At 69.2% G+C, this 23940-nt stretch carries 24 protein-coding genes; 16 read left to right on the top strand and 8 right to left on the bottom strand.

All coding sequences use genetic code 11. The features are described from left to right. Positions 1–259: 259 nt before the first annotated feature. The 5 genes from NF556_RS12775 to NF556_RS12755 are packed head-to-tail and all read right to left on the bottom strand — an operon-like array spanning position 260 to position 4110. On the bottom strand, positions 260–1060 hold the full coding sequence (locus tag NF556_RS12775) for an ABC transporter permease (protein WP_252591310.1): 801 nt from the start codon (positions 1058–1060) through the stop codon (positions 260–262). Then, positions 1057–2031: an ABC transporter ATP-binding protein gene (locus NF556_RS12770; protein WP_252591309.1), complete on the bottom strand. Its 975-nt coding sequence runs from the start codon at positions 2029–2031 to the stop codon at positions 1057–1059. The genes NF556_RS12775 and NF556_RS12770 overlap by 4 nt, the downstream gene beginning before the upstream one ends. Before the next feature lie 2 nt (positions 2032–2033). Beyond that, on the bottom strand, positions 2034–2786 hold the full coding sequence (locus tag NF556_RS12765; protein WP_252591308.1) for a hypothetical protein: 753 nt from the start codon (positions 2784–2786) through the stop codon (positions 2034–2036). After that, on the bottom strand, positions 2783–3670 hold the full coding sequence (locus NF556_RS12760; RefSeq protein WP_252591307.1) for an ATP-binding cassette domain-containing protein: 888 nt from the start codon (positions 3668–3670) through the stop codon (positions 2783–2785). The genes NF556_RS12765 and NF556_RS12760 overlap by 4 nt, the downstream gene beginning before the upstream one ends. Continuing rightward, positions 3667–4110, bottom strand: a complete 444-nt coding sequence (locus NF556_RS12755; RefSeq protein WP_252591306.1) for a GntR family transcriptional regulator — start codon at positions 4108–4110, stop codon at positions 3667–3669. The genes NF556_RS12760 and NF556_RS12755 overlap by 4 nt, the downstream gene beginning before the upstream one ends. Positions 4111–4363: 253 nt before the next feature. On the opposite strand from NF556_RS12755, the gene NF556_RS12750 reads away from it, so the two are divergent. Then, a complete protein-coding gene (locus NF556_RS12750) occupies positions 4364–5299 on the top strand; it encodes a type IV toxin-antitoxin system AbiEi family antitoxin domain-containing protein (RefSeq protein WP_252591305.1) in 936 nt (311 codons plus the stop codon). Between the two features lie 245 nt (positions 5300–5544). Here the strand turns inward: NF556_RS12750 and ppk2 are convergent, their stop codons facing one another. Next, on the bottom strand, positions 5545–6435 hold the full coding sequence (gene ppk2, locus NF556_RS12745) for a polyphosphate kinase 2 (protein ID WP_252591304.1): 891 nt from the start codon (positions 6433–6435) through the stop codon (positions 5545–5547). 91 nt (positions 6436–6526) lie between these two features. Here ppk2 and hemW point away from each other — a divergent pair, with 91 nt between their 5' ends. After that, on the top strand, positions 6527–7750 hold the full coding sequence (hemW, locus tag NF556_RS12740) for a radical SAM family heme chaperone HemW (protein WP_252591303.1): 1224 nt from the start codon (positions 6527–6529) through the stop codon (positions 7748–7750). A 12-nt stretch (positions 7751–7762) separates the two neighbouring features. Here hemW and NF556_RS12735 read toward each other — a convergent pair whose 3' ends face one another. Further along, the gene (locus NF556_RS12735; protein ID WP_252591302.1) at positions 7763–8386 is read right to left on the bottom strand and encodes a DUF4870 domain-containing protein; all 624 of its coding nucleotides are present in this window, start codon (positions 8384–8386) and stop codon (positions 7763–7765) included. Position 8387: 1 nt separating this feature from the next. After that, positions 8388–9266, bottom strand: coding sequence for a DUF3097 family protein (locus tag NF556_RS12730; RefSeq protein ID WP_252591301.1), 879 nt, complete (start codon positions 9264–9266; stop codon positions 8388–8390). Positions 9267–9911: 645 nt separating this feature from the next. Here NF556_RS12730 and hrcA point away from each other — a divergent pair. The 14 genes from hrcA to ptsP all read left to right on the top strand — a co-directional run bounded on the left by hrcA (position 9912) and on the right by ptsP (position 23762). Continuing rightward, complete coding sequence (gene hrcA / locus NF556_RS12725; RefSeq protein WP_252591300.1) at positions 9912–10940, top strand: heat-inducible transcriptional repressor HrcA; 1029 nt, start codon at positions 9912–9914, stop codon at positions 10938–10940. 12 nt (positions 10941–10952) lie between these two features. Next, on the top strand, positions 10953–12074 hold the full coding sequence (gene dnaJ / locus NF556_RS12720) for a molecular chaperone DnaJ (protein ID WP_252591299.1): 1122 nt from the start codon (positions 10953–10955) through the stop codon (positions 12072–12074). Then, complete coding sequence (locus NF556_RS12715) at positions 12071–12814, top strand: 16S rRNA (uracil(1498)-N(3))-methyltransferase (RefSeq protein ID WP_252591298.1); 744 nt, start codon at positions 12071–12073, stop codon at positions 12812–12814. The genes dnaJ and NF556_RS12715 overlap by 4 nt, the downstream gene beginning before the upstream one ends. Then, positions 12805–14181 (top strand): MFS transporter, encoded by a 1377-nt coding sequence (locus tag NF556_RS12710; RefSeq protein WP_252591297.1) that lies wholly within the window; start codon positions 12805–12807, stop codon positions 14179–14181. The genes NF556_RS12715 and NF556_RS12710 overlap by 10 nt, the downstream gene beginning before the upstream one ends. A gap of 42 nt (positions 14182–14223) precedes the next feature. Then, complete coding sequence (locus NF556_RS12705; RefSeq protein ID WP_252591296.1) at positions 14224–14586, top strand: histidine triad nucleotide-binding protein; 363 nt, start codon at positions 14224–14226, stop codon at positions 14584–14586. Positions 14587–14599: 13 nt separating this feature from the next. Continuing rightward, entirely contained in the window at positions 14600–15661 is a 1062-nt protein-coding gene (locus NF556_RS12700; protein WP_252591295.1) for a PhoH family protein, read from the top strand. Next, positions 15658–16158, top strand: coding sequence for an rRNA maturation RNase YbeY (gene ybeY / locus NF556_RS12695; protein ID WP_252591294.1), 501 nt, complete (start codon positions 15658–15660; stop codon positions 16156–16158). Before NF556_RS12700 ends, ybeY begins: the two co-directional genes overlap by 4 nt. Positions 16159–16167: 9 nt before the next feature. Then, positions 16168–17484 carry a hemolysin family protein gene (locus NF556_RS12690; RefSeq protein ID WP_252591293.1) on the top strand — a complete coding sequence of 439 codons (1317 nt, stop codon included), beginning with the start codon at positions 16168–16170 and terminating at the stop codon, positions 17482–17484. Beyond that, positions 17481–18464 (top strand): GTPase Era, encoded by a 984-nt coding sequence (gene era, locus NF556_RS12685; RefSeq protein ID WP_252591292.1) that lies wholly within the window; start codon positions 17481–17483, stop codon positions 18462–18464. Before NF556_RS12690 ends, era begins: the two co-directional genes overlap by 4 nt. 85 nt (positions 18465–18549) lie before the next feature. Then, complete coding sequence (locus NF556_RS12680; protein WP_252591291.1) at positions 18550–18978, top strand: DUF4333 domain-containing protein; 429 nt, start codon at positions 18550–18552, stop codon at positions 18976–18978. A 32-nt stretch (positions 18979–19010) separates the two neighbouring features. Continuing rightward, positions 19011–19349 carry a DUF4333 domain-containing protein gene (locus NF556_RS12675; protein WP_252591290.1) on the top strand — a complete coding sequence of 113 codons (339 nt, stop codon included), beginning with the start codon at positions 19011–19013 and terminating at the stop codon, positions 19347–19349. A 45-nt stretch (positions 19350–19394) separates the two neighbouring features. Continuing rightward, the gene (gene dhaK, locus NF556_RS12670) at positions 19395–20399 is read left to right on the top strand and encodes a dihydroxyacetone kinase subunit DhaK (RefSeq protein WP_252591289.1); all 1005 of its coding nucleotides are present in this window, start codon (positions 19395–19397) and stop codon (positions 20397–20399) included. A 2-nt stretch (positions 20400–20401) separates the two neighbouring features. Next, complete coding sequence (dhaL, locus tag NF556_RS12665) at positions 20402–21028, top strand: dihydroxyacetone kinase subunit DhaL (RefSeq protein ID WP_252591288.1); 627 nt, start codon at positions 20402–20404, stop codon at positions 21026–21028. Positions 21029–21215: 187 nt separating this feature from the next. Next, positions 21216–23762 (top strand): phosphoenolpyruvate--protein phosphotransferase, encoded by a 2547-nt coding sequence (gene ptsP / locus NF556_RS12660; protein WP_252591287.1) that lies wholly within the window; start codon positions 21216–21218, stop codon positions 23760–23762. The last annotated feature ends 178 nt before the right edge of the window (positions 23763–23940 follow it).

Here is a 23940-nt window from a genome sequence, read left to right as displayed (position 1 = left end):
ACGGCGCCGCCCCCTGCCGACCGAGCGCACGACGACCGGCTCCCAGTGCCGACCGAGCGCACCGGCCACGGCGCCAGTGCGACTCTGGCCTCCTCGCCGGGCCCCTGACTGTGCATTGAGACAGGCAACGTCGCGCGGGCGTCGACATCACCGCAGGTCAGCGCGGTGTGTCGAGTCGCAGCGGGCGACGTTGCCTGTCCGGGTGCACGGTAAGGCTCTCGTCTTCGGGTGCTGGTGGTGCTGGTGGTGCTGGTGGCGCTCAGACCTCCCACTTGAAGGTGCGCGCGGCGAGGCCGAACATGGCCACGGTCCAGGCGAGCATGACGATCAGCTGGACCCACGGCATACCGAGGCCGAACCAGGCGTCGTTCATCGCCTGGGACGCGGCGCCGAGCGGGGTGTAGGTCGCGATCGTGGCCACCGCGTCCGGCATCAACGGACCAGGAGTCCACAGACCGGCCATAAAGAGCATCGGAAAGTAGACGAGCATGCCGTAACCCGAGGCGGTGGCGCCCTTGGAGGCCAGACCGCCGATGAGCACGCCGATGCCGAACATCGAGGCGGTGGCCAGGAGGAAGACGAGCAGGGCCAGGGCGGGATTCTGTGGCATGGGCGTGTCAAAGACCAGGAACGCGACGGCAAGTGCCAGGGCGCCACCGGCGGCGACGCCGAGGAGCTGCACGACCGCCTGGGCGATCAGCACGCCCTGGGGGCGCATCGGGGTGGTGGACATGCGGCGCAGCACGCCGGTCTCGCGATAGCTAGCCAGGTAGGCCGGCACGGTGCTCAGCCCGGCGGTGGCGGCCGCGACGCACAGCATGAGCGGGGCAAACAGGTCGACGGCACGCATGCCGAGCCAGGGCTCGGGCAGGTCAGTGATGGGATCGCGCATCCCGGGGATGGCGAAACCCATGCCGATCAGCAGGACCGTGGGGAAGGCCACCACAAAGAAGACGTTGCCGGGATCGCGCAGGAACAGTTTGAGCTCTGCGCCGATCAGGGTGGACAGGCCACGCGTGCCGGTGTGGCTGCGTGCCGGTGCGAGGGTCGCGGTGGTCATGATGGGTTCTCCTCTGGTGGGCGGCCCACGAGGGCGACGAAGGCGTCCTCGAGGCTCGGGCTGATGGTCTGCACCTCGGTGGGCACCAGGCCGCAGGAGTGCAGGGCGATGATGACGTCGGGCAGCACGGTGGGTCCGCCGGTGACCTCCAGGTCGAGGCCGACCTCGCGCATCGAGGTCACCGACTCGATGTCGGCCAGCAGGGCCGCATCGAGGGGTTGCGGGAGCCGCATCCGGAAGGTGACGCCGGTGCGGTCGCCGCGTGCCAGCTCGCCCGGTGTGCCCTGGGCGATGACCCGGCCGCCGTCGATGACGATCACCCGGTCGCAGAGACGCTCGGCCTCATCCATGAAGTGGGTGACGAGCAGGATGGTGACCCCGCTGTCGCGGACGGCCTCGATCAGGTCCCAGGTCTCCCGGCGGGCCTGCGGGTCCAGCCCGGTGGTCAGCTCGTCCAGGATGGCGACCTGGGGGTTGCCGACGAGCGCCAGGGCGATGGACAGGCGCTGCTTCTGCCCGCCGGACAGGTTCTCGTATGCCGTGTCCCGCTTCTCCTGCAGGCCCAGGAGGGTGATGAGCTCCTCCGGGTCCCTGGGGTCGGTGTAGAACGACGCGTAGAGACGCAGAGCCTCGACGACCCGCTGCTTGGCGGGCAGTCGCGACTCCTGCAGCTGGACACCGAGGAGCTCGCGGACCGGGGCCGGGTCGTGCTGCGGGTCGAGCCCGAGCACGGAGACGGTCCCGCCGTCGGCGGTGCGCAGGCCCGCCAGGGCCTCCACCGTGGTGGTCTTGCCGGCGCCGTTCTGCCCCAGGATGCCCACGATCTCGCCGCGGCCGACCTCGAACGAGACGTCGTCAACGGCAACTTTGTCACCGTAGGTCTTGCGGAGCCCACTCACCGAGACCACGGTCTCGGTGACGGGGGAGGAGGTGGTGGCACTCGGCATACGGGTGGTGGGTGTGTTGGTCATGGTCAGTCCTTGCTGTCGATGGCGACGTCGCGCACGAGGAGGTGAAAGACCCCCGCGGCGGCGATGAGGGAGAGGACGGCGGCGATCGTGCCCCACGGGGCGATGTCGGCCGTCCAGCTCCAGGGGTTCCACTGGACACCCTCGCCGAGGCCGAGGAGGCCGACGGCGGCCAGTGGCAGAAGACACAGTGGCAGCGCCACGGTGCCGATGATGCCGCCGAGGCGGTAGTAGGCGATCCCGATGAGGGAGCCGCTGAGCTGGCCGGCGATGAACAGGAGCGCCAGCCCCATCGCATAGACCAGGACCCCGCCGTTGAACAGCGGGATGCCTGAGCCGTCGTTGCCGCCGTGGACCCAGCCGATCACGTCATAGATCTCCCGCTCGATGAGCAGGGCGCCGGTCGCGATCGCGGCGTTGAGCAGGCCGACGACCACACTGACGCAGAGTGCGGCCTGGGTGAAGGACCGGCGGGTCATGCCGTTGGCCACGTGGATCGGCAGATAGGTGACGGACAGGATGATCGCGATGCTGAACGGGAACCACAGGGCGCCGTGGTGCAGGAAGGCGACACCTGAGGAGGTGACCTGGTCCACGTTCTGGCCGACGATGAACATGATGATCGCGACGACCGGCAGGGCAATCGCCCAGAACCAGAGCGTCAACATGTAGACGTAGGCAGAGAGCAGGTAGGTCAGCGCACTGCGCCACTGCGGCGTGCGCCGGGCTGTGGCGGGAGCTTCGGTGACGGTGGTCATGAGGCCTCCTCGTCGGACTGCGTGTCGGTCAGGTGGATGAACAGGTCCTGCAGGGGGACGGCGCCGACCTGCAGTCCCTCCCGCTCGGCCGCTGCCAGGGCGGCCTCGTCCAGGTTGCCGAAGACGGTGACCTGTCGGGTCGGCCCTAGATCGCGGGTGCCGACCACCTGCTGACCGGCGGTGTGCCGATCGACGATCTCTGCGGGGCCGGTGAGCGTTGCGCCGTTGGTGTGCAGGTCGTCCGCCTCGCTGGAGAGCAGCAGTTTGCCCTCGTGCAGGACCGTGACGGTCTCCAGCATGTGCTCGATCTCGCTGATCAGGTGGCTGGAGAGCACGATGGTGCGAGGGTGCTCGGCGAAGTCGCGCAGCAACTCGTCATAGAAGCGCTGCCGCGAGGGGGCGTCCATGCCCAGGTGGACCTCGTCGAACATCGTCAGGGGTGACCGGCTGGCCAGGCCCACGATCGCGCCGAAGGCCGAGGCCTGGCCGCGAGAGAGCGCCTGGGGCTTCTTCCTGGGCTTGAGGCGAAAGGCCTCCATGAGTGACTCGGCATAGGCGCGGTCGAAGTGGGGACGGGCCCCCTCGAGGAAGCTGAGGTTGGTGGTGAGCCTCTCGTCGACGAGCAGGTCGCCGCTCTCCCGGATGAGGCAGGTGTTCTCCATCACCGCCTCGTTCTCGAAGGGTTCCTGCCCGTCGACCAGCACGGTGCCGGTGCCGCGACGCAGCGAGGCGAGCACCGACATCAGCGTCGTCTTGCCCGCGCCGTTGCGGCCCAGCAGACCGTGGATGCGGTCGGGGGCAAGGTCGAGGCTGACGCCGGTCAGGGCCGGGCTGTCGCCATAGCTCACGCCGAGGCTCTCGGTGTGGACCTGGTAGCCGGTCATCGTGGCTCCTTCGTGGTCTGTGGGGCGGGGGAGATCGTGGTGGGGGCGACCGTGGCGGGGGAGGTCGTGGTGGGGGCGACCGTGGGGGCAGCATGGGACTCGAGGTAGGCGCTCAGGTCGCTGGTGCTGAGGCCGAGCAGCCCTGCCTCCCGGATGACCGGGTCGAGTCGCTCGGCAAAGAAGGCCTGGCGGCGCTGTGACCGCAGGGCCTCGGCGGCCCCCGGTGCCACGAACATGCCGACACCTCGCCTCTTGTAGAGAACCCCCTCATCGACCAGTTGCGCAAACGCTTTTGCGGCCGTGGCCGGGTTGATGCGGTAGGTCGTCGCGTACTGGGTGGTCGACATGACCTGGTCCTCCTCCTCGAGCGCGCCGGAGAGGACCTCGCCACGAATCGCCTCGGCGATCTGGTGGTAGATCGGTTCACGACCCTCGAACATGGACGCTCCTTCGCTGGTTCATTACTCGACTAGTGAACCATAGAGCCGATGGACCGCGCAAGCGGGTTCTCAGGACGGGCCCGTTTCGCACCAGGCAGCTTGGCGGCTGGTGGGGAAGTTGGCTGTTGCTCTGGTGCGCGAGAATGACCCACGAGATGCCAGCGTCGAGGCCCAGCGAGAGACTGGGCGGCCGGACGCGTGCGCCCTGTGGACAAGCGACAACGGTCGGGTCAGAATCTGCCACGGTGGGGCGGTGAGTTGGAAGCGAGTTGCCAGTCGCCAGCACGGTGTGATCAGTGTGCAGCAGGCGCTCGAGGCCGGGCTCACCCCTGGGACAGTCCGTGCGCGCAGCAAGGGTGGGCAGTGGCAGCGACTGCACCGCGGTGTCTACCTCACGCACAGCGGCCCGGTGAGCGACGAGGCAGTTGCCCACGGGGTGCTCCTGGCAGCGGGCCCGGACGCTGTCCTCGGCCATGACTCCGTGCTGTGGGCCTGGGGTCTGCAGTCTGTTCCTTCGCGATGGACGGTCTTCGTCCCGCATGACCGCCGTCGCCGGGTCGACGGTGCAGTGCTCGTGCGCCTGCGCGATATGCCCAGGGCGCGCCACGTGAACGGCTACCACGTGACCTCGGTGCAGCGTGCGATCGTCGACCTGGCAGACCTGCCGGGTGCTGTGGTGGATGACATCATCGCCGTGACGGCAAAGGCCTGCCAGAAGGGCTTCACTGCGCCCGAACGCATCAGCATGGAGCTTGCGTCCAGACGTGCCCACCGCATGCGCCGCCCGCTGCGGCTGATCCTGGGCGATGTGGAGGAGGGGGTGGAGAGCCTGGCCGAGCACAGGTTCCTCCACAGAGTCGTGCGTGAGCACGGGCTGCCGGGCTTCGTCATGCAGGTTGTCTCGGGTCGGAGCCGAGCGGACTTCCTCAACGAAGAGTTTGCGGTCTCTGCCGAGGTCGACGGGTTGGCGTTTCATGCTGGCCGGTTCAGATCGGATCGGCGGCGCGACCGAAAAGCCAGCGCACGCGGTGTCCTCACGCTCCGCGCGACGTGGTGGGATGTCGACGACGAGCCGTGCGATGTTGCCCAGGATCTCGCCCAGACGTTGGCTCAGCGTGGCTGGACAGGCCAGCCGTCCCCCTGCTCACCGACCTGCAGTGTGCTCAGCATGCCCGGGGACCAGGGCTGACGGCGATACGAGCCGCCCACGAGTCTGGTGGGGAGTCTGGGTGTTGCTCTGGTGCGCGGGATTGACCCACGAGTGGTGAGCGCCGCGGTGGGGTGGGGGAGTCAGCCCCTGCCGAGTCTGGTGGGAGTCTGGGTGTTGCTCTGGTGCGCGAGATTGACCCACGAGTGGTGAGCGCCGCGGTGGGGTGGGGGAGCGCGGGGGTGCAGCCAACGACGTCGTGCAGGACGCCCGCGTCGGCGACGCGGTCAGTCGCCGGTGGTGAAACGCGCCCGCTTGACCAGCTGCGGGTCCGGAGGCAGCACGACGCTGTGGTCCTTGTCGGCATAGTCGAACTGACCCAGGAAGGAGCGCATCGCGTTGAGTCGCGAGCGCTTCTTGTCGTTGGACTTGATGGTGGTCCACGGCGCGTGGTCGGAGTCCGTGCGCCGGAACATCTCCTCCTTGGCGACCGTGTAGGCCTCCCACTTGTCGAGGGACTCCAGGTCCATCGGTGAGAGCTTCCAGCGCCGCACCGGGTCCAGCTGCCGGATGGCAAAGCGCGTGCGCTGCTCGGACTGGGTCACCGAGAACCAGAACTTCGTCAGGTGGGTGCCGCTGTCAGTGATCATCTCCTCGAACACCGGCGCCTGCTTCATGAACAGCTCATACTCGTCGTCGGTGCAGAAGCCCATCACCCGCTCGACGCCGGCCCGGTTGTACCAGGAGCGGTCGAACAGCACGATCTCACCAGCAGTCGGCAGGTGCTCGACATAGCGCTGGAAGTACCACTGGCCGCGCTCCTTCTCGGTGGGCTTGGTGAGTGCGACCACCCGTGCGCCACGGGGGTTGAGGTGCTCGATGAATCGCTTGATCGCACCGCCCTTGCCCGCCGCGTCCCGCCCCTCAAAGACGATGACGGCTCGCTTGCCGATGTCCTTGAGCCAGTACTGAAACTTCAGCAACTCGACCTGCAGCAGCCACTTCTCGACCTCGTAGTAGCTGCGCGACAGCCGGCTGTCGTAGGGATAGTCCTCGCGCCAGGTGTCCACGGCACGCCCGTCCGGGGTGATCAGGTCCGGGTCGGAGCCGCGGTCGTCGCGGACCGTGTAGCCCTCAGAACGCAACTGATCGATGTATTCACGCAGCTCTTGTTGCACGTTGGCACCTTAGAACCCTCTGGTGAACAACGGGTGTCCCACCGGCGGCCGGATGCACTGCCGCAGCGCAACTGCTGAGACAATGGGCCGTATGCCGTCAGTCCAGCCCGTGGGTGAGCCCGTGCCTGCGGATGGTCGGCTCCCGGCGGGTGCCAGTGCCGACGTGGGGAAGGCTCCGTTCGGGCTCTATGTGCACGTGCCGTTCTGTCGGGTGCGTTGCGGCTATTGCGACTTCAACACCTACACCGTGCCCGAGCTGGGCGGTCACGGCGCGACCGTGGACACCTATGCAGACGCAGCCCTCGCCGAGCTGGGCATTGCGCGGGAAGTGTTGGGGGACAACGTCCCTGAGGTGGCAACCGTCTTCGTCGGGGGTGGCACCCCCACGATGCTGCCGCCCCGCGACCTGGTGCGGGTGCTCGACGGGATCCGTGAGCAGTTCGGCCTCGAGCCCGGCGCCGAGGTCACGACCGAGGCCAACCCGGACACCATCACCCCGGCGGTGGCCGAGGAGTTGGCGGCCGGCGGTTTCACGCGGGTCAGCCTGGGGATGCAGTCGGCCGTGCCGCACGTGCTGGCCACCCTGGAGCGCACCCACAACCCGGCCAACGTGAGCACAGCGGTCGCTGCCGTGCGAGCAGCAGGCATGCAGGTCAGCCTCGATCTGATCTATGGGACACCGGGGGAGTCGCTGGAGGACTGGCGCACCAGCCTGGAGTCGGTGATCGAGCTGCGGCCAGACCACGTGAGCGCGTATGCGCTCGTGGTTGAGCAGGGCACCAAGCTGGCCGCGCAGGTGCGCCGCGGCGTCGTCACCATGCCCGATGACGACGATGAGGCCGACAAGTATGAGTTGGCCGAGCAGATCCTCGCGGGTGCCGGGTATGGCTGGTATGAGATCAGCAACTGGGCTCGGGCAGAGGCGAATCGGTGTCTGCACAACATCAACTACTGGCGCGGCGCCGACTGGTGGGGGATCGGTCCGGGAGCCCACAGCCACGTCGGTGGCGTGCGCTGGTGGAACGTCAAACACCCTGCGCCGTATGCCGATCGCGTCGCCTCAGGCGTCTCGCCGGGGGCGGGCCGCGAGGTGCTGACGGCGGAGCAGCGTCATGACGAGGACATCCTGCTCGGCATCCGCCTGGTCGAGGGGCTGGACCTGCGTCTGGTGGACGGTGCCGGGCGCGGCGCCGTCGCTGGCCTGATCGCGGACGAGTTGATCGACGGGCGTGCCGCCCTGGCCGGCCGCGCGGTCCTCACCGTGCGCGGCCGGTTGCTGGCGGACACGGTCGTGCACCGCCTGCTCGCCAGCTGACCTGGGGCGCAGTCAGCTCAGGACCGGCAGCTGGAACGGGTACTTGTAGATCTCTCCCTTGGACGCCAGCCACGCACCGCGCAGGTGGGTGTAGACCGCCACGATAAAGACGACGACCCAGATGATGAGGGCGACCGGGATCAGGACGATGGTGAAGAAGCAGATCCAGCCCACGACGGTCATCAGCCAGAACGAGAGATTGAAGTTGAAGGCGCCAGCTGCTGCCTGACGCACCGCTGGGCTGCTGTCCTTCTTGAACAGCCACACCAGCAACGGGCCGAGGATGGTCAGCCATCCCGCGCTCACGATCATGGCAATCGGTGCGGACAGGTGGGCCAGGATCATCCAGGTGCGCTCATCACCCGCGGGCTGCTGGTTGTGCTGATAGGCGCCTTGCCCCTGCCAACCGCCCTGGGGTTGACCCTGTTGGGGTTGACCCTGCTGGGACCAACCGCTCTGGGGCTGGCCGTGCTGGGGTTGACCCTGCTGGTTCTGCCAGCCGTCGCCCTGCTGGGGTGCGTTGGGTGGCTGTGCCGGCCCACCGGCATACGGCTGTCCTGCGGTGCCGTGGGGCTCAGGGTTGTTCGGCGGGGGCGGCGGAGGCTGCCCCTCCTGCCACTGCGGGTTGTCTGTCATGTCAGTCCTCCTGTGGGACGGTGACGAAGTCGATCAGTTCCTCGACGCTGGCCAGCAGCGAGGGCTCGAGGTCACTGTAAGAACGCACGGTGGCCAGGATCTGTTTCCATCCTCGCGCAACATCGGCCTGCGTGGCATGGGCCCAGCCTAGTTCGGCGAGCACGGACTGCTTCCACGGCCGCCCCCGCTCGATGACCGGCCAGGCGTCCAGACCCAGGCGGGCGGGGCGAACGGACTGCCAGACGTCGACATAGGGGTGGCCGAGGATGCGCACCCAGCGCGACTGGGGCAGTTTCTCGGCGGCGCGCACGATGCGGTCCTCCTTGGTGCCGGGCACCAGGTGATCGACCAGCACGCCCATCCGGCGGTCTCGGGACGGCGCAAAGTCGCGGATGACGGCCGACAGGTCGTCCACGCCCTCGAGGAGCTCGACCACGACACCCTCGACGCGCAGGTCGTCGCCCCAGATCTTCTCCACGAGCTCGGCGTCGTGGCGCCCCTCGACAAAGATGCGTGAGCCCGCGGCGACCTTGGCAGGCGCGTGCGCCACGGCCCGGGAGCCGCTGGCAGTGCGGGAGGTCGCTGCCCTGGCTGCGGTGAGCGCCTGGCGGGCCGCGGCCGTCGGGGGAGTGAGCACGACCGGCTTGCCGTCCAGGAGGAAGCCGGGGCCCAGGGGGAAGCCCTTGACTCTGCCGCGGCGGTCCTCCAGGTGCACCACCTGCATGCCGCCGGCCTTCTCGACCTGCACAATGGCGCCCACATAGCCGGTCTGGACGTCCTCGACGACGAGGCCGGTCTCGGCCTCGGTGGGGACGGCCCGGCCGCCGCGCGGGGCGCGCCAGTCACCGGACAGGACGTCGGTGCCATATCGATCACTCACCCGACCAGCGTAGGGACCGACACCGACAGGACGTCCCCGACACGTCGAGACGCCACGACACGACGAGACAACACGACACGACGAGGACAACCGCCGGTCCGTCGTGGCTGCTCCCGGAGCATGCGTGGCGGCGTTTCCTGTCGCGACACGCCGTGACATGCCAAAGTTCTCAAACTTTTCTGCCGGGACCCCTTGCGCTGGCCGCGGAAGGAGGCTAGAACTGTCCTACGCACCTCGGAGACGAGGCGCTGACCGCAAGGCTTCGTCGTGGATTCGCGATCCGGGCTCGTCCCGGTGACCACCACCCGTGATGGGGTGGCGCGAGCCATCGACTCCTTGTCTGGTCGTTCGGAGCATCACGCCGGACACACCGTGGGCCCTTCGCGCACTCATACTGCGCGAAGGGCCCACACCTCATCTGTGACGGCTCTGGACAAGCCGGGGTCCCTGCAGGCTCATACCAGGCAGGGCAACCACCTCAGTTGTACTGGCACTGCCGCCCCTGGGGCCACTCACGGCGACGGCGTGTCGTCAATCTCACAGGGAAACGCGTGCTGGCTCTCCCAGAACACACGCTGGAGCCGGACTTCGTCGTAGACTGGCACTCGGCAGGTCAGAGTGCCAGGGGCGAAGGAGGTGACCGGTGTGACCAGCGACGAACGACGGCTGCACGTGCTGCGTGCCATCGTCCAGGACTATGTGCGCACGTCTGAGCCGGTCGGCTCCAAGGCGCTGCTGGAGCGCCACCAGCTGGGCGTCTCGGCCGCGACCGTCCGCAACGACATGGCGCTGCTGGAGGAGGAGGGCCTGATCGCGGCCCCGCACACCAGCGCAGGACGCATTCCCACCGACGCGGGTTATCGGCTCTTTGTCGACCGTCTGGCCGCCATCAAACCGATGACCAAGGCCGAGCGCCGGGCGATCGAGGAGTTCCTGGCCGGCGCGGTCGACCTCGACGACGTCGTCGGCCGCTCGGTGCGGCTGCTGGCCTCGCTGACCAATCAGGTCGCGGTCATGCAGTATCCCTCGCTGTCGCGCTCCACGGTCCGGCACATCGAGCTGGTCGCCGTGGGCGGATCGCGCCTGATGGTGGTCCTGATCGTCAACACCGGGCGGGTCGAGCAGCGTGTTGTCGACGTCGGCCGGGAGATGACCGGTCTGGGCGGCGAGCAGACCATCCAGGACGTCCGGGCCATGCTCAACGCCGAGGCAACAGGCCGGCCGCTGCCGGACGTCTCGGCCCGCCTGGGCGCGGCGCTGGAGACCATCGCGCAGGCCGACCGACCGGTGGCCGAGGCAGTGGTCGATTCGCTCGGAGACGCCCTGCTGGCGCAGACTGAGGAGCGCGTGGTCCTGGCCGGCACCGCCAACCTGGCCCGCGTGGTCACTGACTTCCCTCGCTCCATCGGGCCTGTGCTCGAGGCCTTGGAAGAACATGTGGTCCTGCTGAAGTTGATGTCCAGCATGAGCACGTTGATCGACGACGACGCTGTTGCGGTGAGCATCGGTGCCGAGAACCCTTACGAGGGCTTCCAGTCGACGTCGGTGATCACGACCAACTACGGCAGTGCCGGCGGCCTGGGTGTCGTCGGTCCGACCCGGATGGACTACCCGACGACGATGACGTCGGTGCGGGCGGTCGCGCACTACGTGTCCGAGATCCTGGACAGCTAGAGAGGTTTTTCAGTGAACGACTACTACGCCGATCTCGGCGTGTCCCGTGACGCCAACGCACAGGACATCAAGAAGGCCTATCACAAGCGGGCGCGTCGCCTGCACCCTGACGTGAACCCGGGACCCGAGGCAGAGGCTGAGTTCAAGAAGGTGAGCCAGGCCTACGACGTGCTGTCGGACTCCACCAAGCGGGCGGCCTACGACCGGGGCCAGGATCCGTATGCCGGGGCGAACCAGAACTTCGGCCAGGGGTTCAGCTTCACGGACATCATGGACGCCTTCTTTGGGGGTGCGGCGGCCGGATCCCGTGGCCCGCGCTCGCGCACCCAGCGCGGCCAGGATGCTCTCGTGCGTCTGGACATCGACCTGCGCACGGCCGTCTTCGGCAACCAGGAGACCGTGGTCATCGACACCGCGACCCGGTGTGCCACCTGCACCGGCTCCGGCAGCCAGCCCGGCACCGGCACCCGCACCTGCTCCAGTTGCTCGGGCCGCGGAGAGGTCCAGTCGGTGCAGCGCTCCTTCCTGGGCCAGGTGATGACCACCCGTCCGTGCCCCGAGTGCCGTGGGTTCGGCGAGATCATCGAGCAGCCGTGTGTCGACTGCGCCGGTGACGGGCGCATCCGCGCGCGTCGTGACCTGACCATCAAGGTGCCGGGCGGGGTTGACTCCGGCACCCGCATCCAGCTGTCCGGCGAGGGTGAGGTCGGCCCCGGTGGTGGCGGAGCGGGTGACCTCTACGTCGAGATCGCGGTCCGCCCGCACGACACCTTCCGCCGGCGCGGGGATGACCTGCACTGCTCGGTCCAGGTCCCGATGACCGCCGCGGCCCTCGGCGCGACGCTGACCGTGGAGACCTTCGACGGTCCGACCGAGGTCGACCTGCAGGCCGGCAGCCAGCCGCAGGACACCGTCACCCTGGACGGGCAGGGTGTGACCCACCTGCGCGGCTCGGGTCGTGGCGACCTCATCGTCCACCTGGACGTGCGGGTGCCGACCAAGCTCGACGACAACCAGCGTGACCTGCTGGCCCGGCTGGCCGAGGAGCGCGGAGAGTCCCGCCCCGAGGGCCGGCTCGCACCTGCCAACAACGGCTTCCTCGGCAAACTCAAGGAAGCCTTCTCCGCACGGTGAGCGCGCCGCTGTTCTTCGTCGACGACGGGGCCCTGGCCGCCGTCGCCGTCGGTGAGGCGGTCCGCCTCGACGGGCCGGAGGGCAAGCACGCGGCCACGGTGACCCGCCTCGCGGTGGGTGAGCAAATCCTCGTGGCCGACGGCACCGGGCGGCAGGCCCACGGCCGGGTCAGTGCCGTCGGCAGGGGCGAGCTCACGCTGACGGTCGAGGAGATCGGCGACGAGCCAGCGGCCGATCCGCGCTTCACACTGGTGCAGGCACTGGCCAAGGGTGACCGCGACCTGCTGGCCATTGAGGTCGGCACCGAGCTGGGCGTCGACGAGGTCGTGCCCTGGGCCGCTGCCCGCAGCGTCGTGGTCTGGCGGGGCGAGCGCGCCGCCAAGGGACAGGCCAAGTGGGAGCGCACCGTGCGCGCCGCGACCAAGCAGGCCCGGCGGGCGCGGGTGCCTGCGATCGCCCCGTTGGCTGACCGGCGGGCGGTGATGGAGCGCGTGGCGGCGGCCGACCTCGCCCTCGTGCTCCACGAGGAGGCCACCGAGCCCCTGGCGGGCGTGGACCTGCCACCCAGCGGCGAGGTGCTGCTGGTGGTCGGCCCGGAGGGTGGCATCAGCCCGGAGGAGACCCAGGCGATGGTGGGGGCCGGAGCCCGCACCGTCCGCCTGGGCAGCACCGTCCTGCGCACCTCGACGGCCGGGGCCGCCGCGATCGCTCTGCTCAGCGGTCGGTCCCGATGGGCCTGACGGGCCAGCCGGCTCCCGCACGATCTTCCTCGCCCGCGCTCTCGCTGCTCTCTCCGGAGAACCGGCCGGTCTCGATCGGGACGACGGCGCTGATCTCGCTGTTCGCGATCGAATACATCGCCGTCGGCACGGCCATGCCCACCGTGGCGAGGGCGCTGGACGGGCTGGGGCTGTATGCCCTGGCCTTCGGCGCCACCATCGCCGCCAGCGTCATCGGGATGATCCTGGGTGGCTGGTGGACCGACCGCTCCGGGCCGCGCGCGGTGCTGCTCGTGGGTGCCGCGACCTTCAGCGCGGGCCTGCTGGGCGCTGGCCTGAGCACGAGCATGGAGCTGTTCGTCGCCGCTCGCGGTCTGCAGGGACTGGGCACCGGCCTGGCGATGGTGGCGATCTATGTCGTGATCGCGCAGGGGATCCCCGATGACCTGCGGCCCCGGATGTTCTCGCTGCTCGCGGCCGCCTGGGTGCTGCCAGGACTGATCGGCCCCGTCGTGACCGGTCTGCTGGTCGAGCATGCCGGCTGGCGCTGGGTCTTCCTCAGCGTCGTGCCGCTCGTGGTGATCAGCGTCGCCGTGCTGCTGCCGGCGCTGGGACGCACCGAGCCCAGCGAGGACGCGCCCTATCTCAGCGTCAGCACGATCCTGTGGGCGGTGCTGGCCGCTGGCAGCGTCGGGGTGCTCAACCTGGGTGGGGAGGAGATCTCGGCGCGGGACGTGCTGATCGGGCTGCCCTTCGCCATCGCGCTCGGGGTCGCGGCCTGGCGGCTCATGCCGCCGGGCACCTTCACGCTCGGCCGCGGTCTGCCCTCGGTGATCTCCGCGCGGGGCGCGATCGGTGCCTCCTTCATGGCTGCCGAGGCCTACCTGCCGCTGCTGTTGCAGGACCTGCACGGCTACAGCCCCGCCGAGGCAGGCGCGGCCCTGGCGGTGGGTGCGGTGACCTGGGCCGGCGGTTCCTGGCTCCAGGGCAGCCTGCGGGACACGGTCGACCGGGTGCGGGTCATGGTGACCGGCACCTCGATCACCCTGCTCGGCCTGAGCCTGCTGGTCGTCTCGGTCTGGCTGGACTGGCCCGGCTGGACGGTGCTGGTCATCTGGGGGCTGACCCAGGCGGGGGTCGGCATCGCCTATCCGACCACCTCGCTGTTGACGATGCGCCTGTCCGCCCCCGCGGTGCTCGGACGGAACTCGTCCTCGCTCCAGGTCAGTGAGGCACTCGCCTCTGCCGTGATCCTCGCCGTGGTCGGTGCCGTGTTCACCGCGCTGTATGCCGGCTCGCACCACAGTGCGTTCCTCGCCGTCGCGATCGCCTCGGTGGTGGCCGGTCTGGCGGCGGTCACCACCGCGGCCCGCTCCCGACCGGCCTGAGGCGAGCACTGCTTCGTCGGCGTGCCCGGCTAACGTTGAGGCATGGCGACATCGAGCGACTGCCTCTTCTGCACGATCGTGGCGGGGGACATCCCCAACGACACGGTCTATGAGACCGACACCGTCCTGGCCTTTCGCGACATCACGCCGCGGGCCAACAGCCACGTCCTGGTGATCCCCAAGTCCCACGAGGACACCCTGGGCCAGATGGCTGACGACGACCCGACCAGCGTGGCGGAGCTGTTCACAGCAGCACGCGAGGTCGCGCGCCGTGAGGGCATCGAGGACAGCGGCTACCGCGTCGTGAGCAATGTGGGGGCTGACGCCGGCCAGGAGGTCTTCCACGTGCACGTCCACGTGCTGGGTGCCCAAAAGCTCGGGCCTGTCGGCCCGGGGCAACGCTAGACTCGGCCACCTGATGACAGACCCTCACCATCCTGGGACGGCTGACGCCGCCACCCCAGACACCGACCTGACCGAGACGACGCCGAGCGAGGGGGCGCCCGCGCCTGCCCACACGGTGGTGATCCCGCCGGAGACGTCGATGGCGGCCCTGCTGGGGCCGCGCGACGAGCTGCTCAAGACCATGGAGCGCTCGTTCCCACGCGTCGACGTCATGGTGCGCGGCAACGAGTTCCGCCTCACCGGTCCCTCCGAGGACGTCGCGATCATCGAGCGTCTCATCGACGAGCTCGTGGTGATCGCCGCGGCCGGACAGCCGCTGAATCGGGACGCGGTCGAGCGCTCGATCGGCATGCTGCGCAGCGCCTCGGCCGAGCGCCCCGCCGACGTGCTGACGATGAACATCATCAGCAACCGCGGCCGCACGATCCGACCCAAGACGCTGCACCAGAAGCGCTATGTCGACGCGATCGATCAGCACACCATCGTCTTCGGCATCGGCCCCGCCGGCACCGGCAAGACCTATCTGGCGATGGCCAAGGCCGTCGCGGCCCTGCAGGCCAAGCAGGTCAACCGGATCATCCTGACCCGCCCGGCGGTGGAGGCCGGCGAGCGGCTCGGCTTTCTGCCCGGCACCCTCAACGACAAGATCGACCCCTATCTGCGGCCGTTGTATGACGCACTGCACGACATGGTCGACCCCGACTCGATCCCGCGCCTGATGGCGTCCGGCACGATCGAGGTCGCGCCGCTGGCTTATATGCGTGGCCGCACGCTGAACGATGCGTTCATCATCCTGGACGAGGCACAAAACACCTCGGCCGAGCAGATGAAGATGTTCCTGACGCGCCTGGGCTTTGCCTCCAAGATGGTCGTCACCGGTGACGTCACCCAGGTCGACCTGCCGAAGGGCACCAGCTCGGGACTGCGTGTGGTCCGGGACATCCTGGCCGGTGTCGAGGACATCCACTTCGCGACGCTGACCAGCGCCGATGTGGTGCGCCACCGGCTCGTGAGCTCGATCGTCGAGGCCTACGGCAAGCACGACGAGGGTCGGACGCAGGACGGTGACCGGTGAGCATCGAGGTCCTCAACGAGTCCGGGGAGGTGCCTTCGCCCGTCGGCGAGCAGGAGTTGCACGACCTGGGCCGGCACGTGCTCGACCAGTTGCGGGTCCACCCCCGCACCGAGCTGGCGATCACCCTGGTCGACGAGTCGGCCATGGAGGCCCTGCACGTGCAGTGGATGGACCTGCCCGGCCCGACCGACGTGATGAGTTTCCCGATGGACGAGCTGCGCCCGGGGTCGGACACGGAGACACCCGAGGGAGTGCTCGGCGACGTCGTGCTCTGCCCGTCCGTGGCACGCAAGCAGGCCAAGGACGCCGGTCACAGCGTCGAGGACGAGATCCTGCTGCTGACCACGCACGGCATCCTGCACCTGCTCGGCTTCGACCACGCCGAGCCGGCTGAGGAGCGCGAGATGTTCGAGTTGCAGCGCACCCTGCTGCTGACCTATCTGGCCCAGCGGGGCCGCACCACCACCGCGGCGCCCAACGCCCGTTCCGAGCACTGAGGCACGCCGTTGATCACCCTGATCGTTGTCGCCGTCCTGGCGACTCTCGTCGCTTTCCTGCTGTCCGCCAGCGAGACCGCGCTGCTGCGCGTCTCGCGGCACCGGGTCGAGCAGTTGCCAGATGACCAGCGCGGGGCCGAGGCCCTCGCCCGGATCGTCGCGGACCCGGCGCCCTATCTGGCCGTCGCCGCCTTCACGCGGGTGCTGGCCGAGGCCATCACCGCGGTTGCCGTGACGGTTGCCGTCGACACCCAGACCGACAGCCACTGGCGCACGGCGCTGATCGCCGTGGGCATCATGACCGTCATCTCCTTCGTGGTCGTCGGGGTCTCCCCGCGCACCCTGGGCCGACAGCACGTCGAAAAGGTCGCGCTGATGTCCGCGCCGGTCATCCGGGTGCTGCGCGTCCTGCTCGGGCCGCTGGCCAAGGTGCTGGTGGTCTTCGGCAACGCGGTGACCCCCGGCCGCGGGTTCGCCGAGGGGCCCTTTGCCAGCGAGGCCGAGCTGCGGGACCTGCTCGACCTCGCCGGGGAGAGCTCGGTGATCGAGGCCGGCGAGCGCGAGATGATCCACTCGATCTTCGAGCTGGGTGACACCGTGGCCCGCGAGGTCATGGTGCCCAGGCCCGACATGGTCTCGATCCGCCAGGACCGCGCGCTGCGACAGGCGATGTCGCTGTTCCTGCGCTCGGGCTTCAGCCGCATCCCGGTCATCGGGGAGGGCACGGACGACGTGCTAGGCATCCTCTATTTCAAGGACGTCGCACGGGCCGTCAACGCCAATGCGGACAACAGCAAGGACGCGGTCACCGAGCTGATGCGCCCGGTGCAGCGGATCCCCGAGTCCAAGTCTGTCGACGGCCTGCTGCGGGAGATGCAGCGGGACCGGCTGCACATCGCGATCGTGATCGACGAATACGGCGGCACCGCCGGGTTGGTCACCATCGAGGACATCCTCGAGGAGATCGTCGGCGAGATCACCGACGAGTATGACCGTGACGTCGTGGAGGTGGAGACCCTCGAGGACGGCTCGGTCCGGGTGCCCGCCACGATGCCGGTCGATGATCTCAACGAGATGTTCGACGTCGAGATCGAGACCGAGGACGTCGACTCCGTCGGCGGGGTCCTCGCGGCCGAGATCGGCATGGTCCCCATCGTGGGATCCTGGGCGGAGGTCGCTGGGCTGCGTCTGACGGCCGAGCGGATGGCCGGCCGCCGCCGCCGGGTGGCCACCGTCCTGGTCGCCCGGGTGGAGCCGGAGCAGGATGACGACGAGGAGTCCGCCACCCCGGGTGGCTCCGATCACGAGTCGGAGGACACCGAGTGAACACCCAGCACGACCCGACCCAGGACAACCAGACCCAGGACGAGGGTGCGGTTCGGCAACCGGCCGAGCCCTCGGCATACCGCGCCGGTTTTGCCTGCGTCGTCGGCCGACCCAACGCCGGCAAGTCGACCCTGACCAACGCCCTGGTGGGGGAGAAGGTCGCGATCACCTCCAGCAAGCCGCAGACCACGCGGCACGCGATCCGGGGGATCCGCACGACGGAGGAATATCAGCTGATCCTGGTGGACACCCCCGGGCTGCACCGGCCCCGCACGCTGCTTGGCCAGCGTCTCAACGACCTGGTCCGCGAGACGCTGCTGGACGTTGACGTGATCGGTTTCTGCCTCCCGGCCGACCAGCGACCGGGGCCGGGCGACGCCTTCATCGCGCGTGACCTGGCCGACCTTCAACGGGCCAAGAAGGTGCCCGTCGTGGCCCTGGCGACCAAGTCCGACAAGGTCGATCGGCAGCGGCTGGCGGAGCACCTCATCGCCATCGATCAGCTCGGCACCTGGGACGCGATCGTGCCGTGCTCGGCGACCAAGGGCGACCAGGTTGAGGACGTGGCCGAGGTGCTGGCGTCCTATCTGCCGGCCTCGCCCAAGCTCTATCCCGACGACGTGCTCACGGACGAGCCGACCATCGTCATGATCGCCGAGCTCGTGCGGGAGGCGGCGCTGGAGGGTGTGCGCGATGAGTTGCCGCACTCCCTGGCCGTCGTGGTCGATGAGGTCGTGCCCCGCCCGGACCGGCCTGAGGACCGGCCCCTGACCGACGTGCGGGTCAACATCTTCGTCGAGCGACCGAGCCAGAAGGCGATCATCATCGGCAGGGGCGGCTCTCGGCTGCGCGATGTCGGGGCGCAGGCACGAGCCGGCATCGAGGCGATCATCGGGCACAAGGTCTTCCTGGATCTGCACGTCAAGGTCGCCAAGGACTGGCAGCGCGACCCCAAGCAGCTGCAGCGCCTCGGCTTCTGAGGACGGCGCCGCTGCGGCGGTGCTCGGTGAGTGCGTCGATCCGTATGCCGTGTGGCTAGGCTGGCCGGGACAGGCTGGGTCGACCATGGGGAGGGATCAGAAGATGCAGACGGTGGGCGAGGAGACGGCGCTGACAGGGGCAGTGCCCCGAAAGGCAGTGCGCCAGAAGGCAATGCCACGAAAGGCACTGCGCCAGAAGGCGATGCGTCAGAAGGCTGTGCTCGGGGTGGCTGTGGCGGCGTTGGCGCTCCTGGTCAGTGGGTGCTCCAAGGAGGTCTCCGCCGATGATCTGGAGGCGACGATCACCGAGGAGGCCGAGGGCCATGGACTCACGGTGTCGTCCGTCGACTGTCCAGAAGGTCTGCCCGCAGAAGTGGGCGCGACGCTGACCTGTGATGTGCAGATGAGTGGGCCCGAGGGCCAGTTCGATCGCTACGAGCTGACGGTCACCGAGGTGGATGGCGACAACGTGCAATACACCCTGATGCCGCTGTTGGCCGAGGACACCCAGTAGAACGCGGGCTGGTGGAGGCGGCGGGGGCTGTGGTGGGCAGGACCAGGGCAACGCGGGCCACCCTGGGGCTGGCCGCGGTCGTGTTGCTGATCACCGGCTGCGGGGGCCCTGTCGCATCGGAGGACCTCGAGGCCAGCATCGTCCAGCAGGCCGAGGGCCGAGGCTGGACGCTGGAGTCGGTCGACTGCCCTGAGGACCTGCCGGCCGACGTCGGGGCCACGGTGGTCTGCGCCGTGCAGATCCCGGGGGAGGTCGAGGCCAGGCCGGGGGAGGTGGGCGTCGTCGACCGGTTCCGCGTCGTGGTCCGAGGGGTCGACAGAGGCACACCGCGTTACAGCACCTATCCGCTGACCGAGGGAATGAGCGAGTAGTCCGTTCCTCTGGTGGCCAGCACCGTTCGGTGGTTGGCTGGGGCCATGAAGAAACTGATCAACGACCCCGCCGACGTCGTCGTCGAGGCGCTTCGAGGAATGGCTGCCGCCCACTCCGACCGCCTGCGGGTGGACCTGGAGAACCGGGTCGTCTATCGCGCTGAGAAGATCCGGCCCGGCAAGGTCGGGTTGGTCTCTGGCGGGGGCTCCGGCCACGAACCCATGCACGGTGGCCTGGTCGGTGTCGGCATGCTCGATGCCGCGTGCGCCGGCGAGGTCTTCACCTCGCCCGTGCCGGACCAGATGATGGCTGCGACCAAGGAGGTCGACGGTGGCGCGGGCGTGCTGCACATCGTCAAGAACTACACCGGCGACGTGATGAACTTCGAGATGGCTGCCGAGTTGGCCGCCGCCGACGCGGGCACCGAGGTCCAGTCGGTCGTGGTCGATGACGACGTGGCCGTGCAGGACTCGCTCTACACTGCTGGCCGGCGGGGAGTCGGCACGACGGTGCTGCTGGAGAAGATCGTCGGCGCCGCGGCCGAGGAGGGTCGTTCGTTGGCCGACTGTGCCGCCCTGGCCACCAAGGTCAACGAGGGGGGCCGCTCGATGGGCATGGCCCTGACCTCGTGCACCGTGCCCGCCGCTGGCAAGCCAACCTTCGAGCTGGCCGAGGACGAGATGGAGATGGGCGTCGGCATCCACGGTGAGCCGGGCCGCAAGCGCGTGCCGCTGGCGCCGGCCAAGGAGGTCGCCGAGATGCTCCTGGAGCCGATCCTGTCCGACCTGGACTTCACCGGAGACTCCGGCGCGATCGTGATGCTCAACGGCATGGGCGGCACCCCGCTCCTCGAGCTCTATCTGATGTTTGACGAGGTGGCTCAGATCCTCGAGAAATCCGGTGTCACCATTGCCCGCAACCTGGTCGGCAACTACATCACCAGCCTGGAGATGGCCGGCTGCTCGGTCACCGTGCTCCGGGCCGACGACGACCTGATCGGGCTCTGGGACGCCCCCGTGAACACCCCCGGTCTGCGCTGGGGGGTGTGACAGTGGCAAACCTGGCATCCTTCACCGCCTGGATCGCTGACTATGCCGAGGTGGTCAACGACCAGGCGGACTATCTGACCGACCTCGACCGCGCCATCGGCGACGCCGACCACGGCAGCAACATGAAGCGCGGGATGGCCAAGGCCGCCGAGTTGGCGGGCGCCGAGGAGTTCGCCTCGATCGACGTCTACCTCAAGAAGGTCGGCATGACCTTGGTGAGCAACGTCGGCGGTGCGAGCGGTCCGCTCTATGGCACGTTCTTCCTGCGGATGGCCGGGGCCCTCGCCGACGTCGAGGAGGCCGGAGCGGCCGAGGTCGGGGCAGGGCTGCGCGCCGGGGTCGAGGGCATCCTGGCTCGGGGCAAGGCCGAGGCCGGCGACAAGACGATGTATGACGCGTGGGCACCCGCCCTGGAGGCGTTCGACTCGGCCGCCGGTTCCGGCAGCGATCTGGCGGGCGCGCTGGGCGCCGCGGCGGAGGCCGCAGCCACCGGACGGGACGCGACGCAGGAGCTGATCGCCCGCAAGGGCCGCGCCAGCTATCTGGGGGAGCGCAGCAGGGGGCACCTCGATCCGGGCGCGACCAGCTCGACGATGTTGCTCGAGTCGGCAGCGCGCACCCTCACCTAATTTCGTAAAGGTCTCGTACGCCCCACCCGCATTTTCGTAGAGGTTTCGTACGGTCCACCCGCATTTTCAGGGAGGTCTCGTACGGCGCATCCGCACTCTCAGGGAGGTCTCGCACGGGCCAGCCCAGCCCGCCGCATCCTTGGGCTGGTCCAGCTCTGTCGCCTCCGTCACCCAGGAAGGTCTGCTCATGATCGGGATCGTCGTTGTCAGCCACAGCCGTGCCCTGGCCGAAGCTGCAGTGGCCCTGGCCGGCGAGATGATCGACCCGGACAACCGCCCAGCGATCAAGGTGGCTGCGGGGCTAGATGCCGAGACGTTCGGCACGGATGCTGCTGCCGTCGCTGAGGCGATCGGCGAGGCGGACAGCGGCGACGGTGTCCTGGTGCTGCTTGACCTCGGCAGTGCGGTGCTGTCGGCCGAGATGGCCCTTGAGTTCGTGGACCCCGATGTGGCCGAGCGTGTCCGTCTCTCGAGCGCACCGCTGATCGAGGGGTTGGTCGGTGCGGCTGTCGCGGCAGGCGCTGGAGCCGACCTGGAAGCGGCCGCTGCCGAGGCGGAGCAGGGTCTGGTGGCCAAGTCGCGCCATCTCGGGGCCGAGACCGGGGTTGCTGATGCACCACCGCCGCCTGGTGGGGAGGGCGACACTGCACCGCTGGACACGGGGGACGCGGGAGCGGAGAACGCGCTGACCCGGGAGCTGGCCGTGCATGCCCCGCACGGGTTGCACGCAAGGCCGGCCGCACGCTTTGTGAGTGAGGTCGGCAGGCACCGGGGAGTGGACGTGCAGGTGCGCAACCTCGACACCGGGAGTGGGCCGGTTGACGGGCGCAGCCTGACGGGCATCGCCACTCTCGATGCTCAGCAAGGACATCGCATCGAGGTGTCTGCCTCGGGATCGGGAGCCGCGGACCTGCTCGACGCTCTGGAGAGCCTGGCGCAGTCTGGGTTTGGTGATCTGGCTGCGCCGGAGGCCGGTGGTGGGGGAACCCGCGCCGGCGCGCAGCCCGAGCCCCGCGTCGGACCCGACGCTGGCACTGGCACTGGCACTGGCGCGACGGCGCAGGCCATGACCGGCCCCACCTTCGCGCTGGAGGCTGCGGTCGGACGCGTCGTGCTGCCGGATGGGCCGATCACCCTTGATGACTATGCGCCGGGCGATGTCGACACCGAGCTCGCCGCGCTCGACCGGGCCCTGGGGCAAGCTGCTCGAGAGCTCACCGAACTGGTCGCCCGCACGACCGAGCGCGTCGGAGCTGACGAGGCTGCGGTCTTCCAGGCCCACCTGGCCATGCTCGGGGACCCGGCCCTGGACGCTCCGGTGCGTGACGGCATACGGTCGGGGCAGAGTGCGCCCGCCGCGCTCAGAGGGAGGGTGGCTGAGCTGCGGGGACAGTTCGAGGGGTTAACCGACCCCTATCAGCGAGAGCGCGGGGCCGATGTGACCAGTGTGGGGGAGCGCCTGCTCCGAGCGCTCAGTGGTGTGGAGTCCGGTGCCAGTGACCGCTCTGGGGTGCTCGTCGTCCAAGAGCTCGACCCGGCCACGGCCGTGCTCCTCGACCCCACGCGGATCCTCGGAGTGATCACGATCGGTGGCGGCTCGACCGGGCACGGAGTCCTCCTCGCCCGCGCCCGGGGTCTACCGGTGCTGACGGGGGCCAGTGCGGCACAGGGGATCTCGGAAGGGACGCTCGTCGCCTTCGACGTGCGGTCGAGGCGGTTGGAGATCGGCCCCGACCTGGAGACGCGCGGTGAGTTCGAGTCCTTGCTCTCCGACCGGTCCAGCGCGCGCCGTCGGATGCTGCAGACCGCGGCCGAACCAGCCGTCACCATCGACGGGCACGAGGTGCTGGTGAAGGCAAACCTCGCCAGCATCGAGGATGCCTCGCTGGCGGCCGCCTCGGGCGCAGACGGGTCGGGCCTGGTGCGCACGGAGGCGCTCTTCGGCGACCGCGCGACCGCTCCGAGCGTCGCCGAGCAGGTCAGCACCTTCGAGCGGATCTCGGAGGAGCTGTCGGGCGCCACGATCACCATCCGCACCTGGGACGTCGGCGGGGACAAGCCCTTGCCGTTCCACCCGCAGCAGGCCGAGGCCAACCCGTTCCTGGGGCAGCGCGGGCTCCGCGCCTTCCGTGGGGACGCGACGCTGCTCATCGATCAGCTCGAGGCGATCTGCCGGGTGGCGCGGGAGTCCCGAGTGCGGGTGATGTTCCCGATGGTGACCACCGTCGAGGAGGTGAACTGGGCCCTGGCCCGCCTGGACGAGGCCGCAGGTCGGTTGCCGGACGGGAGGCCAGACGCCCTTGAGGTCGGCATCATGATCGAGGTGCCGGCCGCGGCGCTGCGCCCTGAGGCCCTGTCAACACTGCTGGACTTCGTCAGCATCGGCAGCAACGACCTGGTGCAATACACACTGGCGGCAGAACGTGGCAATCCCGCACTCGCCGAGTTGTCCGATGTCGTTGATCCCGCAGTGCTGCAACTCATCCGGGCGACGGTGACGGGGGTGGCAGAAGGGATTGACGTGTGCCTGTGCGGGGACGCGGCCAGCGACCCCGACGTGGCGCGCCTGCTCGTCGGGCTCGGCGTCACCGAGCTCAGTGCCACCGCGGCCTCCGTCCCGGGGGTCAAGGACGCACTGCGCCGATCGACGCTGCCCGACCTGCAGGACCTGGCAGCCCGTGCCCTGGTCGCCGAGTCTGCCGGCGAGGTGCGGGACCTGTTGCGGCGCACGTGACCTGTTGCGGCGCAGCTGATCTGTGGCTGCCCGCCCGTGCCCGGTCGCAGGCTTCGCCGGTGCCGTCCCGAGCCGCAGGACAAACCATGTGCACCCGCCCCGCTGGATGCGTACGCTTGAACGTATGAGACACGCAGCCATCGCGACGATGAGGCTCCGGATCCGCCGCTGACGGCGG

This window comes from Ornithinimicrobium faecis (genome assembly GCF_023923225.1).
In the GTDB taxonomy this organism is placed as follows: domain Bacteria; phylum Actinomycetota; class Actinomycetes; order Actinomycetales; family Dermatophilaceae; genus Ornithinicoccus; species Ornithinicoccus faecis.
This window is presented reverse-complemented; position numbering and strand designations above follow the sequence as displayed.